This is a genomic window from Frateuria sp. GZRR35 (genome assembly GCF_051900415.1).
Taxonomy (GTDB): domain Bacteria; phylum Pseudomonadota; class Gammaproteobacteria; order Xanthomonadales; family Rhodanobacteraceae; genus Frateuria_A.
Map to the genome: position 1 here is coordinate 214689 of NZ_JBHZGL010000004.1, position 15701 is coordinate 230389.

The 15701-nt window shown below is 64.2% G+C and carries 15 protein-coding genes; 8 read left to right on the plus strand and 7 right to left on the minus strand.

Translation table 11 applies throughout. The features are described from left to right. The first annotated feature begins 8 nt into the window (after nucleotides 1-8). From ACFWZ3_RS07225 to ACFWZ3_RS07240, 4 genes are all read left to right on the plus strand, one after another. Nucleotides 9-1181 carry a DegT/DnrJ/EryC1/StrS family aminotransferase gene (locus tag ACFWZ3_RS07225; RefSeq protein ID WP_439707058.1) on the plus strand — a complete coding sequence of 391 codons (1173 nt, stop codon included), beginning with the start codon at nucleotides 9-11 and terminating at the stop codon, nucleotides 1179-1181. Beyond that, complete coding sequence (locus ACFWZ3_RS07230; RefSeq protein ID WP_439707059.1) at nucleotides 1178-1879, plus strand: WbqC family protein; 702 nt, start codon at nucleotides 1178-1180, stop codon at nucleotides 1877-1879. Before ACFWZ3_RS07225 ends, ACFWZ3_RS07230 begins: the two co-directional genes overlap by 4 nt. Continuing rightward, nucleotides 1876-2691 carry a sulfotransferase gene (locus tag ACFWZ3_RS07235; RefSeq protein WP_439707060.1) on the plus strand — a complete coding sequence of 272 codons (816 nt, stop codon included), beginning with the start codon at nucleotides 1876-1878 and terminating at the stop codon, nucleotides 2689-2691. Before ACFWZ3_RS07230 ends, ACFWZ3_RS07235 begins: the two co-directional genes overlap by 4 nt. 109 nt (nucleotides 2692-2800) lie before the next feature. Then, nucleotides 2801-3937 (plus strand): FkbM family methyltransferase, encoded by a 1137-nt coding sequence (locus ACFWZ3_RS07240; protein WP_439707061.1) that lies wholly within the window; start codon nucleotides 2801-2803, stop codon nucleotides 3935-3937. A gap of 1 nt (nucleotide 3938) precedes the next feature. Here ACFWZ3_RS07240 and ACFWZ3_RS07245 read toward each other — a convergent pair whose 3' ends face one another. From ACFWZ3_RS07245 to ACFWZ3_RS07260, 4 genes are read right to left on the minus strand one after another with little or no spacing between them, the layout of a single operon-like run. Further along, complete coding sequence (locus ACFWZ3_RS07245; protein ID WP_439707062.1) at nucleotides 3939-5210, minus strand: lipopolysaccharide biosynthesis protein; 1272 nt, start codon at nucleotides 5208-5210, stop codon at nucleotides 3939-3941. After that, nucleotides 5207-6229 carry a glycosyltransferase family 2 protein gene (locus ACFWZ3_RS07250; protein ID WP_439707063.1) on the minus strand — a complete coding sequence of 341 codons (1023 nt, stop codon included), beginning with the start codon at nucleotides 6227-6229 and terminating at the stop codon, nucleotides 5207-5209. The genes ACFWZ3_RS07245 and ACFWZ3_RS07250 overlap by 4 nt, the downstream gene beginning before the upstream one ends. 13 nt (nucleotides 6230-6242) lie before the next feature. Continuing rightward, nucleotides 6243-7355, minus strand: coding sequence for a UDP-N-acetylglucosamine 2-epimerase (locus ACFWZ3_RS07255; RefSeq protein WP_439707064.1), 1113 nt, complete (start codon nucleotides 7353-7355; stop codon nucleotides 6243-6245). Next, nucleotides 7348-8202, minus strand: a complete 855-nt coding sequence (locus ACFWZ3_RS07260; RefSeq protein ID WP_439707065.1) for a glycosyltransferase family 2 protein — start codon at nucleotides 8200-8202, stop codon at nucleotides 7348-7350. Before ACFWZ3_RS07260 ends, ACFWZ3_RS07255 begins: the two co-directional genes overlap by 8 nt. Before the next feature lie 291 nt (nucleotides 8203-8493). Here ACFWZ3_RS07260 and pilB point away from each other — a divergent pair, with 291 nt between their 5' ends. From pilB to coaE, 4 genes are all read left to right on the plus strand, one after another. Further along, nucleotides 8494-10218, plus strand: coding sequence for a type IV-A pilus assembly ATPase PilB (pilB, locus tag ACFWZ3_RS07265; protein WP_439707066.1), 1725 nt, complete (start codon nucleotides 8494-8496; stop codon nucleotides 10216-10218). Nucleotides 10219-10406: 188 nt separating this feature from the next. After that, the gene (locus tag ACFWZ3_RS07270) at nucleotides 10407-11672 is read left to right on the plus strand and encodes a type II secretion system F family protein (protein WP_439707067.1); all 1266 of its coding nucleotides are present in this window, start codon (nucleotides 10407-10409) and stop codon (nucleotides 11670-11672) included. Between the two features lie 253 nt (nucleotides 11673-11925). Then, entirely contained in the window at nucleotides 11926-12783 is an 858-nt protein-coding gene (locus tag ACFWZ3_RS07275) for a prepilin peptidase (RefSeq protein WP_439707068.1), read from the plus strand. After that, nucleotides 12783-13406, plus strand: coding sequence for a dephospho-CoA kinase (gene coaE / locus ACFWZ3_RS07280; RefSeq protein WP_439707069.1), 624 nt, complete (start codon nucleotides 12783-12785; stop codon nucleotides 13404-13406). The genes ACFWZ3_RS07275 and coaE overlap by 1 nt, the downstream gene beginning before the upstream one ends. Nucleotides 13407-13418: 12 nt before the next feature. On the opposite strand, the gene ACFWZ3_RS07285 is transcribed toward coaE, so the two are convergent. From ACFWZ3_RS07285 to ACFWZ3_RS07295, 3 genes are all read right to left on the minus strand, one after another. Further along, nucleotides 13419-13820 carry an NUDIX domain-containing protein gene (locus ACFWZ3_RS07285; protein ID WP_439707070.1) on the minus strand — a complete coding sequence of 134 codons (402 nt, stop codon included), beginning with the start codon at nucleotides 13818-13820 and terminating at the stop codon, nucleotides 13419-13421. A 20-nt stretch (nucleotides 13821-13840) separates the two neighbouring features. Further along, nucleotides 13841-14329 carry a dihydrofolate reductase gene (locus ACFWZ3_RS07290; protein WP_439707071.1) on the minus strand — a complete coding sequence of 163 codons (489 nt, stop codon included), beginning with the start codon at nucleotides 14327-14329 and terminating at the stop codon, nucleotides 13841-13843. Between the two features lie 280 nt (nucleotides 14330-14609). Continuing rightward, a complete protein-coding gene (locus tag ACFWZ3_RS07295) occupies nucleotides 14610-15599 on the minus strand; it encodes an isoaspartyl peptidase/L-asparaginase family protein (RefSeq protein ID WP_439707116.1) in 990 nt (329 codons plus the stop codon). Nucleotides 15600-15701: the final 102 nt, after the last annotated feature.

Consider the following 15701-nt stretch of genomic DNA (forward strand, 5'->3'; position numbering starts at 1 on the left):
CGATCACTTTGAACGTCAAACACATCGAACGATCCGCAGACCTGGCAATCAACGGCGCGCCTCCGGCCTTCGACGAACCCCTCCACGTCGGTCGACCGAACACCGGTGACCGCGCGCGCTTCCTCGAACTGGCCAACAAGATCCTAGACGAGCGCTGGCTCACCAACAACGGACCATTGGTCCGCGAGCTGGAATCGCGCATTGCCGAACGACATCGGGTGCGCCATTGCATCGCGATGTGCAATGGCACCATCGCTCTGGAGATCGCCATTCGGGCAATGGGGCTGGAAGGCGAAGTCATCGTCCCAAGCTATACCTTTGTCGCTACTGCGCACGCGCTCTACTGGCAAGGCATAACTCCCGTCTTTGCCGACATCGATCCAGTCACGCACAACCTCGACCCGCAAGCGGTACGCCGCATGATTACTCCCCGCACCACCGGCATCATCGGGGTGCATTTGTGGGGCCGCCCGGCCCCTGTCGAGGCGCTGCAGGCGATTGCGGACGAGCACGGCCTCAAGCTGATGTTTGACGCTGCCCACGCTTTTGACTGCAGCCATCAGGGTCGGAAGATCGGCGGTTTCGGCGCGTGCGAAGTGCTCAGCTTCCACGCGACCAAGGTCTTCAACACGTTCGAGGGTGGGGCTGTCCTCACGAACGACGACGAGCTGGCCGAAACCATGAAGCTGATGCGCAACTTCGGGTTCGCCGGCTATGACAACGTGGTCCACCCAGGCACCAACGGCAAACTGCCGGAAATCAACGCAGCCATGGGACTGGTGAATCTCGATGCCATGCCAGGGTTCGTCGAGGCAAACCGTCGTTGCTACCACGCTTATCGCGAGGCCTTGTCCGGCGTCGACGGGATCCGGGTGATCGATTACAACGAACTCGATGACCCCAACTACCAATATGTGGTCCTTGAGGTGGGCGACGATTTCCCGGGTGGCCGCGATGCGATCGTGGCGGCACTGCAAGCCGAGAACATCCTCGCCCGCAAGTATTTCTGGCCCGGCTGCCACAAAATGAAGCCCTACCGCGACCTCTTTCCTCACGCGGGTCTACTGCTGCCGCAAAGCGAGGACATCGCGGCGCGCATAGTCGTGCTGCCCACCGGCATGAACCTGCCCGAACGCGCCATCGAAACCATCGGCAAGGTCATCCGCGCGGTACGAACATGAAGGTAGGTATTCTTCAGCCGTACTTTTTTCCCTACATCGGCTATTTCCAGCTGATGGCCGCAGTGGACAAGTTGGTCTTTTTTGATGACGTCCAATACATCAAGGGCGGATGGATCAACCGCAACCTGGTCCGTCTCGGGAACGTTGCAAAGTGGCTTACGATGCCTGTCAAGAAGGCGCCCCTCGATACGGCGATCAAGGACCGTACCTACCTCCCTCGGGAATCAGGTGCGGACGAGCCATTGCTCGCCCTGATTGCGGCCTGCTATTCGAAAGCGCCACACTTTCATGAAGCCTTTCCTCTGGTTTGTGAGCTCATGGAGTCCGAGGACCGTAACGTGTCCATCTTCAACGCCAACCTGCTTGTCCGGATAGCAAGGACGCTCGGCGCGAGGGGCGACTTCGTCTTTTCATCCGAACTGGAGCAAACGCCGGGCCTCAAGGGGCAACAGAGAGTAGTCGATATCTGCCAGCGGCTTGGTGCCACCCATTACATAAACCCGCCCGGAGGCGTCGACCTTTACGACCATGCGACATTCCGGGATCGCGATCTGACTCTGTCTTTCCTGCGGACCACGACCCCGCCTGCGCCCCTGCGCGATGGTTATCAGCATCTGTCGATCATCGATTGGCTGATGCAGGAAGGCGCGCGCGGTTGCGCAAGGCACATGGAAGAGTTCGAGCTCGTCGCAGGATGACCGAAACGCCCCATATCGTCGCAATCCATGGAGCGCCACGCTCGGGAACGAGCTGGCTGGGCCAGATTTTCAACAGCGCTCCGGACGTTGCCTATCGATACCAGCCATTTTTTTCCTATGCGTTCCGTGGCCGCATTGGAGAGAACGCGACCAAAGAAGAGCTGGAGGCCTTTTTCTCGGACCTCATGTCCAGCCAGGACGACTTCCTTCTCCAGTCGGGAAGCGCAAGTCTGGCGAACAAGAACCCCACGTTCCAGAAATCGAGCGCGTCCCATCTCGTCTACAAAGAAGTGCGGTTTCATCACCTCCTTCCTCATTTGATGCATCTTTCACCACAGTTGAAAGCCATCGGCGTGGTGCGTGACCCGCGATCGGTGCTCGCGTCGTGGTTCCAGGCGCCGAGGGAATTCGACTCTGCATGGTCGCCGCAGCGCGAATGGCGTCATGCCCGACTCAAGAACAATGGGCTCGCGGAGAACTGGTACGGCTTTGAAAGGTGGAAGGAGCTATGTGCCCTCTTCCTCCATCTCTCCGGGCAATACCCGGAACGCTTCAGGATCGTGCAGTATGAGCGCTTGGTAGAAACCACCAAGACCGCAGTGGAGGAACTGTTCGGTTTCTGCGGCATAGCCGGAAACGCTCAGACCGATCGCTTTGTCCAGGAATCGACCTCCCGCGACGACGGCGATCCCTATGGCGTGTACCGAAAAAAGGTGGAAGGCAGAATCGAAACCAAGCTGGACCCAGGGATCGAGCGCGAAGTGGTTGGCGAACTGAGGAACACCGCGCTGGAGAGATTCCTGGTCACATGAGGTTTCGGCCAGGCACTTCAAAGAACGGATGCCGTCAATACTGATCGGTTGACGCGCAGCCGAGGACATAGGCGCCATCGGAATCCGATGACGGGAAACCGCGAGCATCATGAGCGAACAAGAACGTACGCATTGGCTGGACAGCCTGAGCTGGCAGGCGGATTTCCACCATAGGGCCGGTCGTGCCCGGCGCAAGGATCCCGAGTTCGAGTGGAAAGCCTACGAGTCCAGCCCCAGCGGCCGGTTGCCGCGCGTGCGCCTGGCGGCCAAACACCTGTTGTTCCGGATGGGCATGAGGCCTGACCCACCGGTCTCGGTCCCCTGGCTCAGAACCAATGCAGAACCCTTGTGGGAGACCCGATCGCTGCTGGCGGACGACCTGAGCCGGCTGCTCTTCGACAGCGTACTGGTGCTGCGGATGACCGGCCACAGAAACTTCTACTTTCCCCGGATCGACTTCGATGACCTGCTGCAGGTGATATCGGACGAACCGTTCGCGGAGAGCGGCTTCCCACGGGACTACCTCGGCGTACCCCTCAGAGTGTTCCAGGCGCGCCTGGACCGTCCCACCGCGGAGCCGTTCAAGGTCATCACGCGCGCGATACAGCTACGTCTCATCAACAGTTACCGGCAGTATCTGGTGCGCCGTGGCGGCCTCGACGTTTCACCCAGGACAGGCGAGATCGTCTATGACTGCGGCGCCTGCATCGGTGAGGTGTCTCTTCTTTTCGCTGCGATGGTCGCACCTGCGGGAGAGGTCCACCTGTTCGACCCGATGCCACTGCATGCCCGCTTCTGCGAGCTTCAGGCCAGCCTCAATCCGGCAATCGCGCACACATTGCACGTGAACACACTGGCCGTCGGCGACCAGACGCACGCAGCGCGTGCGCCACTCGCCGCGCAGGGCCGCATCATTCCCGGAGCCATCAGCACTGCCGACTTTGCCTGCACACGGCTGGACGACTATGCGGCGTCCCACCGCCACAAAGTGGACTTCATCAAAATGGATATCGAGGGCCAGGAACGGGAAGCGATCGATGGCGCCGCCGGCATCATCTCCGAGATGCGTCCGAGACTGGCTATTTCCGGTTACCACAAGCCAGAGGACCTCTGGGTGCTCCCGATGCGGATACGCGAACTGAATCCGAATTACCGGATTTTTTTCGGCCACCACACCCCTGTGAGCTGGGAATCCGTGTTCTATGCGGTCGATGCGGACGGTGGCCCGGGGCAAGCGCCGGCATGATTCAACCGTGGCGCGTCTGCGCCGTCCGCCGCAAAGTAAAAGCCCAGCAACCGATCGCCATGAGCGCTTCGGCCGTGAGCAACCCGGCAACGGCGCCCTCACCACCTATTCGAGGTGCAAGCCATACGGTCACGAGCACGACGACCAGCAGGCCACCCACCTCGATTGCCATGCGAAGGTATTTGCCTCCTGCCGCGAGCAGGGCATTGGCCCCGGTCAGGTGCAAAGCAGCAAGCGGCACCCAGGCCGACAGCAACAGGACGTAGCGGGACGAGCCGGCATAGTCCGCGCCGAAAACCACCGGCATGAGCGTCGCGAAGACACCTGCCGCCGCGGCACCCAGCACGGAATAGCCCATCGCGGCAAACACGACGGCGCGCACTACCCGAAAGAAGTCTCCTGAGAACCGGGCTGCAAACAGGCGCGGCAGCGCATTGCTCAGCAAGGCGTTGATCGGCAGCACCAATACCGAAACCACTCGGTAGGCGGCAGTGTAGACACCGGCGGGACCGGCGCCGAGCAACTGAAGAATCAACACCTTGTCGACTTCGGCATAGGATGTCCCTGCCCAGGCCCCCAGCGCATAAGGAGCACCTTCGCGAGCCAGCATCCATCTGCCGGGAGCGCCATCAGCCGGCTCGCCTGCGGCGAACGCACCCGCCGCCGTCTTCGTGAAAGCCACAGCCCAGGTCGACGCCACGAACGTGCCCAGGCAATGGGTCACCACCAGCATGGGCACGCTTGGTCCCGCACTCGCCAGCAGCAAGCCGATTGCGCCCAGGAGCCGCGACAGGGGCACGATGATTACGGAGATCGTGGCCAGCCCAACGCGTCCCTGAGCCAGTAACGCCGCCGTAGACGTATAGACGAGCGGCAGCGCCAGCAACTCCGCCGCGGCCAGCAGTGCCATATCCAGCATCGGCAACCGGACGGGCAGGAAAAGTGCCGCGAGTGCCAGCACCACCAATGCGACGACGAGGCCGGACAGTGCGGATTGTGTGGCAACCCGCGACCATAGTTGCTTTGGGTCGCCCGACCGCTTCATCAGCCGCTCGGTAAAAACCAGGCCCATGCCGCCGGTAGCCAGCGGAGCGAAGACGACGGTCGCAGCCACCGAGCCGGCGAAGAGACCGTAGCCTTCGGCTCCCAGCCAGCGCGAGAGGATGACCAGATAACCCGCCTGTAACACCGCTCGCGTTACCAGCCCGAAAGTGCTGATCAACGTGCCGCGCCCTAGGGCCCCCACAGGAACCCGGGGTAGTTGCAATCTCACGCCGCGCGGTCCCGGGCGTGATCATGTACGTCATGTATGCCGGGCAGACGCATGAGCAACGCCTTCCAGCCTTGCCGGACAAAGCCGGCCGGAGTGAAATGCGCGCGGAGATCACCGAGTGCGTCGCGGCAGGCGGTGAAGTCGCGCGCGCGGATACCCCAAAGGAGCAGTCCCACTGCGAGCTCCCAGCGATACGCCTCCGGGTAGTCGGCTCGGCCGGCGAAATGAGCCCGGGCATCCGTATCGAACCGTAACGCAGAACGGAGGAAACGAACGCGGGCCGCGACGCCCGAGCGCAATGCGGAACGCGGGCTTATGCGATATACCGCGGTGACGTCGGCGAGATAGCCGACCCGCCACGATGCCGTGGTGAAGGCCGCAAGAACGGTATCGCCGAACCCGTAGGGCGTCTGTCCGAGCGACGAATCAAGACACGCCGCAACAACTTCGCGGCGCGCGAGCCGGGTACACGTCCGCAAAATCTTCGGATTGAAAAACGTCGCGAAGAGGTTTCCTTCCAGATAATGGCGCGGCACACGTCGGTGCGCCGTGCGTTTCCAATCGACGCGCCAGCGTCCCTGCACGTATCGGGACTTGACCCAGTCCGTGTGTACGACGCCGATACCCGCGTCGGTCTGCATCATTTGCACCTGACGCTGCAATTTGTCGGTCGCGCACCAAAAATCATCGCCTTCGCAATAGGCGACAAACTCGCCACGGCTCCTGTCGAATATGCGCCTGGCATTGGCCAGCATGCCGACGTTGGCTCGTGAACGTATGACACGGACGATGTCCGGAAAGCGCGCCTGATAGTCCAGCGCGATCTCAAGCGTGTTATCTGGGGAGGCGTCTTCCCCGATGATCAGCTCAAAGGGAAAGCTGCAACGTTGCGCAAGCACCCCTTCGATCGCCTCGGCAACACAGCTACCGTGGTTGTAGGCAAGCATCAATACGCTTACCGCCGGCCTTGCGACCAGCCGGCGTGGATCACTTACCTCGATGATTTCCGTGGCGTCCATGGGCGCACCGCGCTCAGCAATCCGGCGCCCGCGACTGGGCGATCAGCTCGGCAGCGATTCGAGCGGAAGGCCCTGGACCTTCCGACAGGTTCGCCGGGCGTCTCAATGCGCGGTGGCCGGCGGACTGCAGGAAGGCCAGCACGCCGCCGGGAACGTCCGCCTCCATCAACGCGTTTGCACCCAATCCATCCGGCCGCTCGGTGCGCTCGCGCATCACGATGGTGGGCACGCCGAGCGCTGCCAGTTCCTCCTGGTTGGAGCCGCCATCGGTCAGCACACAGGCTGCGCCGGCAGCCAGGCGCAGAAATGCTCCATAACCGAGGCGAGGCGACAAGGCCACGCCCGGGGTGGCCTTGAGGCGCTCGTCCAATCCCTCGGCCCGCAAGCGCTTGCGGGTGGCCGGATGCAGGACGAAGTACACCTTGAGTACGGCCGACACCTGCTCGATCAAAGCCACCAATGCACGCAAACGAGCCCCGTCATAAAGATTCTGGAACCGGTGCAGCGATGCCACCACGTAGGGTTCGTCCGCGTCGGGTCGCACGGAAGCAGCGCCGGTCAGCTCTACCGCATCGATGATGGTATTGCCGCCGGTGTCCACCACCCTGGCCCGACGATGGTGCTTGCGCATGTACGACGCCGCTTCGGCATTGGGGCACATCGCCAGGTCGGTCATTCGAAAGACGATGCGCCGGCATATTTCTTCCGGGAACGGGTCGAACAAGCGGCCCGACGTCAATCCGCTCTCCAGATGCACCAGCCGCGCACGGCAACGACGGCCGGCAACGGCCCCTATGAGCGTCGAGAGCGTGTCTCCGTGCACGAGGACATCCAGCTCGGTGCCGGTCGCCTTCAGTTGTTTCAGGCGCCGGGCCAATGCCAGGTAGGCCTGCGGTAACCAGCGCACCAGCGAGAGCACGGTGGCCCGCTCGGATACCGGCAAGACAGGTTCGGGGCGGGACCGGATACCAAACTCTTCGATGAGGTCCAGCATGGTCTCCTGATGTTGGCCCGTCATCAGCAGGGTCAGCGGCAGCTCCATTCGCTCGCACGCGACAATGACCGGCGCCACCTTGATCAGTTGAGCACGCGTTCCGACGATGAAGATCCGGGCACGATCAGTCATCTCTGCGATACGTCAGGGCGGTGATCTGCTCGGAAATCAGGCCGATCAGAAATATGATCACAGCCGCGCTCCAAAGCAGCGTGCTTCCGTTGGTCAGGCGGCCAAAATGGAAGTACGTCCACAGGTAGTTGGCGCATCCCAGAAGAAAAAAGATCACGCTCGCCGGCGCGAACAGTTTCAACGGCGAGTACAGCGTGGCGATCTTGAAGATGATCAGCAGGAACCTCAGCCCGTCCCTCAGCGGCCGGATGTGGCTCTTGCCCACGCGTTGGGCGGCCTTGATCGGCACGTAGGCAACCGGGTAGGCGCTGCGGAAGAAGGCCATGGTGCTGGTGGTGGGGTACGAAAAGCCGTTGGGCAACAGGTACAGGAACTCGCGGAACTTCTCCGCACGCACGGCACGGAAGCCCGAGGTGAGGTCGAGCACGGCGTGGCCGGTCATGCGGGTAGCCAGCCAGTTGTAGAAGGTGTTGGCCAGGCCACGGCCCACGCCAGCCTGGCTGCCCCAGTCGCGCGCACCGATGGCCATGTCGTAGCCTTCCTGAAGCTTGGCCAGCAGGCGGTCGATATCGGCCGGGTCGTGCTGGCCGTCGCCGTCCATGAACACCAGCCATTCGCCCTTGGCTGCCCGCGCGCCACGCTTGATCGCCGCGCCATTGCCCATCGAATAGGGCGAGGACAGGCAGTCGACCGCGTTGGCTGCGCAGATGGCCTGCGTGTCATCGGTCGAGCCGTCGTCGACCACGATGATTTCCGCGTCCGGCTGCGCGGTGCGCAGCACCGGCAGCAGACGGGCAAGCGCCGCCGCTTCGTTTTTCGCGGGCAAGATGATGCTCAGGCGTTTCAAATCGGTTCCCCCGGGTATCGGACGATCATAACGCGCGCTACCACGGCGAAGGCGATCCCAGCCGATACCCTGCCCGCCTGTGTGGCAGGCGCCACATTTCTCATCGGCCTCGCCGTTCGCCCGCCGTCACCGAGCCGCCGGCCGCAGACAACGGAAAATCCATCCGGCCTTTCCGTGACACGCGTGGCGGCTTCAGAACTTGCCGGACGCCCCCCTTCGCCGCCAGATGACCGCGCCGCATTTCTGGGGTAAATTCCTTGTCAATAAGGGGGCTTAAGGCCGGAATCTATCATGTCATCCCAATTGCAACCGTCGCTCGCGGGCCTGACCGGCATGGCGCGTCGCCTGGTGTCCGAGGGCGTGCTGCCGGAGGCGGATGTCCGCAAGGCGGTCGCCGATTCGGCCCAGCAGAAAACGTCGCTGGCCGCGTGGCTGCTCGATCATGGACTGGTCGAAAGCGCCCGCCTCACCCAAGTGGCCTCCGCCGAGTTCGGCATGCCGATGATGGACGTCAGCGCAATCGCATCCGCGTCCATGCCGGTGAACCTGATCAGCGAGGCGCTGATGACAAAGCACCAGGCGCTGCCGCTGTTCAAGCGCGGCAAGCGCCTGTTCGTGGGCATCGCCGATCCGATGCAGTCGCACGCGCTGGACGAGATCAAGTTCCACTCCAACTGCATGGTCGAGCCGATCCTGGTCGAGCGCGGCCAGCTGTCGCGGGCCATCGATGGCGCGCTGGCGGCGGTGAACGCCACGATGCCCGAGATGGGCAACGACGAGTTCGATGAACTGTCGCTCGAGGCCGGAGATGAGGATGCGGCCGACAGCACCGGTATCGACGCGACCGGCGGCGACGACGCACCGGTGGTGAAGTTCGTCAACAAGATCCTGGTCGATGCGATCCGCCGTGGTGCCTCGGACATCCATTTCGAGCCATTCGAAACAAACTTCCGCGTGCGCTTGCGCATGGACGGCATGCTGCGTCCGGTCGCCAATCCGCCGATGAAGATGGCCAGCCGCATTTCCTCGCGCCTGAAGGTGATGGCCGGCCTGGACATCGCCGAGCGCCGCGTGCCCCAGGACGGCCGCATCAAGCTGAATCTGTCCAAGAGCCGCTCGATGGACTTCCGCGTGAGCACGCTGCCCACGCTGTTCGGCGAGAAGATCGTGCTGCGTATCCTGGACAGCTCCTCGGCCAAGCTTGGCATCGACAAGCTCGGCTACGAGGAAAACCAGAAGAAGCTCTATCTGGATGCCATCCACAAGCCCTACGGCATGGTGCTGGTAACCGGCCCGACCGGCTCGGGCAAGACGGTGTCGCTGTACACCGCCCTCAACATCCTCAATACGCCCGAGCGCAACATCTCCACCGTGGAAGACCCGGTGGAAATCCGCGTCGAGGGCATCAACCAGGTCCAGCAGAACGTCAAGCGCGGCATGACCTTCGCGGCAGCCCTGCGCTCGTTCCTGCGCCAGGATCCGGACGTGATCATGGTCGGCGAAATCCGCGACCTGGAAACCGCCGAGATCGCGATCAAGGCGGCGCAGACCGGCCACATGGTGCTTTCCACCCTGCATACCAACGACGCGCCGCAGACCATCGCGCGCCTGATGAACATGGGCATCCCGCCCTACTCCATCACCTCGTCGGTAACGCTGGTGATCGCTCAGCGCCTGGCCCGTCGCCTGCATGAGTGCAAGAAGCCACAAACCCTGCCGCCGCACGTGTTGCTGGCCGCCGGCTTCAGCCAGGAAGACATCGACAACGGCCTGACGCTGTACGAGGCGGTCGGCTGCGACCACTGCAACGAAGGCTACAAGGGCCGCGTCGGCATCTACCAGGTGATGCCGATGACCGAAGACATCCAGAAGATCGTGCTGCAGGGCGGTAACGCGCTGCAGATCGGTGAGGTCGCACGCGGCATCGGCATCAACGACCTGCGCGCGTCGGCGCTGCTCAAGGTCAAGGCCGGCGTGACCAGCCTGGCCGAGATCGACCGCGTGACGAAGGATTGAGGGAATGGCGGCACCAGGTCGCGCAAAAGCAAGTCACGCGACCCTTTGCGGCACCTATGCGGGACCCGCCGGAAAGCGCGAAGTTGCGCGGAACGGCACGAAATAGCTCGCTACATTTGGCATAAGCTTCACCGAAGATCGCCGCCACGGGCGGCCGTCGCGGATCGAACCACCGGGGGAAATCGGGCATGGCTACGGCTAACGCACTCGCGAAGAACGCGAACCTGGGCGCCCAGCGCGCCGAGGTCAACAGGATGACCATGTACGACTGGGTCGCCCTGGACAAGCGCGGCAAACGCATGTCGGGCGAAATGCCGGCGAAGAACGCTTCGCTGGTCAAGGCCGAGTTGCGCCGCCAGGGGATGAACCCGCAGACCGTACGCGAGAAAGCCAAGCCGCTGTTCGGCTCGACCGGCAGCACGGTCAAGCCTCGCGACGTGGCCATTTTCAGCCGCCAGATCGCCACCATGATGGCGTCGGGTGTGCCGATGGTGCAGTCCTTCGAGATCATCGCCGGCGGCCAGAAGAACGTCCGCTTCAAGAACATGCTCACCGATGTCAAGCAAGGCATCGAGGGGGGCGCTTCGCTGCACGAGGCGCTGGGCAAGTACCCCGTCCAGTTCGACGAGCTCTATCGCAACCTTGTGCGCGCCGGCGAATCGGCCGGTGTACTGGACACGGTGCTGGATACCGTGGCCACCTACAAGGAGCGGATGGAGGGCATCAAGAGCAAGATCAAGAAGGCCCTGTTCTACCCGGTGATGGTCATGGCGGTGGCGCTGCTGGTCAGCATGATCCTGCTGTTGTTCGTGGTGCCGGTGTTCGAGCAGACCTTCAAGGACGCGGGCGCCGAGCTGCCTGCGCCGACCCAGATCGTCATTTCCGCATCGCAGTTCATGCAGCACTACTGGTGGGTGGTGATCGGCGTCATCGTCGGCAGCATCGTGGCCCTCGTCATGGCCAAGAAGCGTTCGGTGAAGGTCGCCCACTTCCTGGACCGTGTGATGCTCAAGCTGCCGGTGATGGGCAACATCATGCGCCAGTCGGCCATCGCCCGCTTCGCGCGCACGCTGGGCGTCACCTTCCGGGCCGGTGTGCCGTTGGTGGAGGCGCTGGACGCGGTGGCTGGCGCCACTGGCAGCATTGTCTACGGCGACGCAGTACGCCGGATGCGCGACGACATCGCGGTCGGCCACCAGTTGCAGCTGTCGATGCGCCAGACGGGCCTGTTCCCGAACATGGTGGTGCAGATGACCGCCATCGGCGAGGAATCCGGCGCGCTGGACAACATGCTGTTCAAGGTCGCGGAGTTCTACGAGGAAGAGGTGAACACCGCGGTGGACACGCTCTCCACGCTGCTGGAGCCGATCATCATGGTGATCCTCGGCGTGCTGGTCGGCGGCATGGTCGTCTCCCTGTACCTGCCGATCTTCAAGCTGGCCGGCACGGTGTAATCTTTCGGACTACCAGGCCCCTCTCCCGCCGGGAGGGGGGCCTTTTTCGTGGTCCGTCGGAAACCGCGCAAGCTCCGGCGCCGATCGTCGGGGCCACGCGGGCGATGCTTTCCGGCGGTTGGATCAGACGTAAACAACCGCGCGCGCGACAAGCCACCCGCAGGGAACGCACCCGCGCGCGACCGCGAGGCCCACGGTCGCGCACAGGTGCGCTCCGGCTTGCCGGGTCTCCCCATCTGACTTGAGGACGTACATGCTCGACCTTCCGCTTTGGCTCTGGCTTGTTTTCGCCGGCGTGCTCGGCCTGTTGGTGGGCAGCTTCCTCAACGTAGTGATCCTGCGCCTGCCTGCGCGGCTGGAAGCGCAGTGGCGGCGCGAGGCGCAGGAAGAGCTGGCGCTGGACGTGGCCGACGAGCCACTGCCGCCAGGCATCGTGCGCGAGGCATCGCACTGTCCGCACTGCAAGCACCCGCTGGCCGCGGGCGACAACATTCCGCTGTTCGGCTGGCTGCTGCTGCGCGGACGCTGCCGGTATTGCCGTGAACCGATCTCCATCCAGTACCCGCTGGTGGAGTTTCTCAGCGGCGCGCTGAGCGTGCTGGTGGTCTGGAAATTCGGGCCCGGCTGGGCCGCGCTGGCAGGACTGGTGCTCACCTGGGTGTTGATCGCCGCGGCGGGCATCGATTTCCGCACGCAATTGCTGCCTGACCAGCTCACCCTGCCCTTGCTGTGGCTGGGCCTGCTGCTGTCGTTGTTGCCGATGTTCGTGCTGCCGGCGCCGGCGATCCTGGGCGCGGCGCTGGGGTACGTGAGCCTGTGGAGCGTCTACTGGCTGTTCAAGCTGCTCACCGGCAAGGAAGGCATGGGCTACGGCGACTTCAAGCTGCTGGCGGCACTCGGCGCGTGGATGGGGCCCGGCGCGCTGTTGCCGGTGGTGCTGCTGTCCTCTCTGGTCGGCGCCATCGTCGGCGGCCTGCTGATTGCCCTGCGCCGGCACGAACGCGAGATGCCGATGCCGTTCGGCCCGTTCATCGCCATGGCGGGCTGGATATGGTTCGTTTTCGGCGATTCGCTGCTGCAGGGCTACTTGCACCTGACCGGATCGCGATAATGGTGGCGCGCGCCTACGTGGTCGGCTTGACCGGAGGCATTGCCGCCGGCAAGACCGCCGTCGCCCGCCGCTTCGAGGCCTTGGGCGTGCCGGTGCACGATGCCGACGTGGCCGCGCGTGTCGTGATCGAACCGGGCAGCGAGGGACTGGCGGCCATCGCCGACCAGTTTGGCCTGGAGGTGCTGGACGCGCAGGGAGGTCTCGACCGTGCGGCCATGCGCCGGCGCGTGTTCGCCGATGCTGCGGCCAAACGCGCGCTCGAGGCGATCATCCACCCCCGCGTGCGCGAATGGCTGCACCAGCGCGCGCTGGCCGAAACCGCGCCCTACTGCCTGCTGGCGATCCCGCTGTTGGCCGAGAACATCGCCCACTACCGCTGGATCGACCGCATCCTTTTGGTGGACGTGCCCGAGGCAGTCCAGCTGGAACGCCTTATCGCCCGCGACGGCATCGACCGGCCGCTCGCCGAGCAGATGCTGGCCCAGCAGGCCAGCCGCCGCGAACGGCTGGTGCTGGCAGACGACGTGATCGACAACAGCAACAGCGAGGCGGCGCTGGACGCCCATGTCCAGGCGCTGCACCGGCGATACCTGGCACTGGCCGCGCAACGTCAGGGTCGATGATCCGCCTTCGCGCTACAAACGCACTGGCCGTCCGGAACAAAGAGCCTTGAGGATCTCCCGGTCTGCCGGCGCCAACACGGTCGGCTGGATAGCCGGCGGCCATCGCCATTGCAGCGCCTGTCCTTCCACCGAGCGTGGCGTCCCCTGCCATGCCGTGATTCGCCAGGCATCCAGCAGCAGGTCGCGCTCACCGTAATTCCAGCGTACCTGGATCAACGGCGCAGCGCGGTCCAGGTCAATCTCCACGCCCAGTTCCTCGCGCAATTCGCGCACCAGGCCTGCGACCGGGAATTCGCCGGGTTCAAGCTTGCCGCCGGGAAACTCCCACATGCCGGCCAGGTGTTTCCCGGGCGGTCGCTGTGCGAGCAGCACCTGGCCGTCCGTATCGAGTAGCACGCCGGCCATCACGTGCATGACAGGGAGGACCAAGGAGGTCAGGACTCGCGCACGTACTCGACCATGTCGAAGCTGTATTGGTGTTCGGCATCGGCCTTGTGGTGGGTGCGGGCGACTTCGGTCCAGTCGCGCAGGTGGATACCAGGGAAGAAGGTATCGGCGCCCTCCACGGCGGCACTCACCCAGGTCAGATACATGCGCCGCGCCAGCGGCAGCGCCGCCGCATAGACTTGGCCGCCGCCGATCACCATCAGGCCGGTGCCGCCGGCGCGCGCCTGGGCCTCCTCCAGCGAACGCACGGCGACCTGGCCCGGGAACGGCGCCTCATGCCGACGCGAAAGCACCAGGTTGTGCCGGTCCGGCAACGCCCGGCCGATCGCCACCGCGGTGTTGTAGCCCATCAACACGTACTTGCCGAGCGTCAGCTGCTTGAACCAGCGCAGGTCGTCCGGCAGGTGCCAGGGAAGTTGCCCCTTCCGGCCGATGGCGAAATTCTCATCCAGTGCGGCGATCAACGAAATGGACATCGGTGCTCCTGGGCGTGTGGATGGTGCGACTGGCTCACGCGCCCCACTGGGCCGCCGGCCATGCTCGCGTCCATTGTAGCCACTCATGGAGAACCGGGAGATGCCCGGCCGTCATTTCCTCCCGCAGGAGGCGGCGCCATGACCACAGGCTGCCCGGCGGCGTCGGCCAGGGGTCTTTTGCAGGAGCCCGCTTGCGGGCGATGCCCTTTGCAAGTGGCCCACAAAGCATCGCCCGCACGCGGGCTCCTACAACACCAGCCGTATCACGCCGGGTCGCCGATCATTGGCGCGAGTCTTCGACGGGCGCCAGATCGGCGGCGGCGTTCCCCTCGTCGTCGTAGATCGCCACGTGCGCCACGCCATCGCCGCCGATCCATCCGCGATACATGCCGTCGGTGTTGAACGGCATGGCGATGTGGCCCCTGGCGTCCAGCGCGATGGCGCCGCCGTTGCCGCCCATCGCCGGGATTTCCTGGTTGATCACCTCGGCCGCGGCGCGCTCCAGCGGCACGTGCATCAGCGACACACGCATGCAGATCGCATGCGCTGCCACGGTGCGGATGTAGAACTCGCCCCAGCCCGTGCCGGAGACGGCGCAGTCCGCATTGGCGTAGGTGCCGGCGCCAATGATCGGCGAATCGCCGACCCGGCCCCAGCGCTTGTCGGTCATGCCGCCGGTGGACGTACCCGCCGCCAGATGTCCCTGGGCATCCAGCGCCACGGCGCCGACGGTGCCAAAATGCTTGGCCGTCTCCACGTCCGAATGCGGCTTGCCGTCGCGGTCTTCTTTCAATGCCCGCTGCAGTTGCTGCCAACGCTGCTCGGTACGGAAATACGACGGATCGACCAGCGTGACACCCGCCTCACGCGCGAACGCCTCGGCGCCGTCGCCCACCAGCATCACGTGCTCGGACTTCTCCAGTACCGCGCGCGCCAGCAGAATCGGGTTCTTTACCCGGTGCACGCCGGCGACAGCGCCCGCGCGCAGCGTGTCGCCGTCCATGATCGCCGCGTCCAGCTCGTTGCGTCCGTCATGGGTGAACACCGCACCCTTGCCTGCATTGAAGTTGGGATCGTCCTCCAGCACGGTCAGTGCCGCCGTGACACCGTCGAGCGCCGGCTTGCCCGCCTTGAGCTGGGCATAGCCACTCTGGAGCGCACGGGCGAGCGCCGCGCGGACCTCGTTCTCCCTTGCCGGATTCAGGTCGCGTCGAACCACGCCCGAACCGCCGTGGATGACCAGGACGGGCGTGGTGGCGGCGTGGCTCATGGCGGCGATCCCCAGAGTGGTCAGGGCGGCGAACACGCGCAGCGGCTTCACTTGGATGTCTCCAGGCAGTAGCCACCGAGTATATCCAGCCGTCCCCACGTT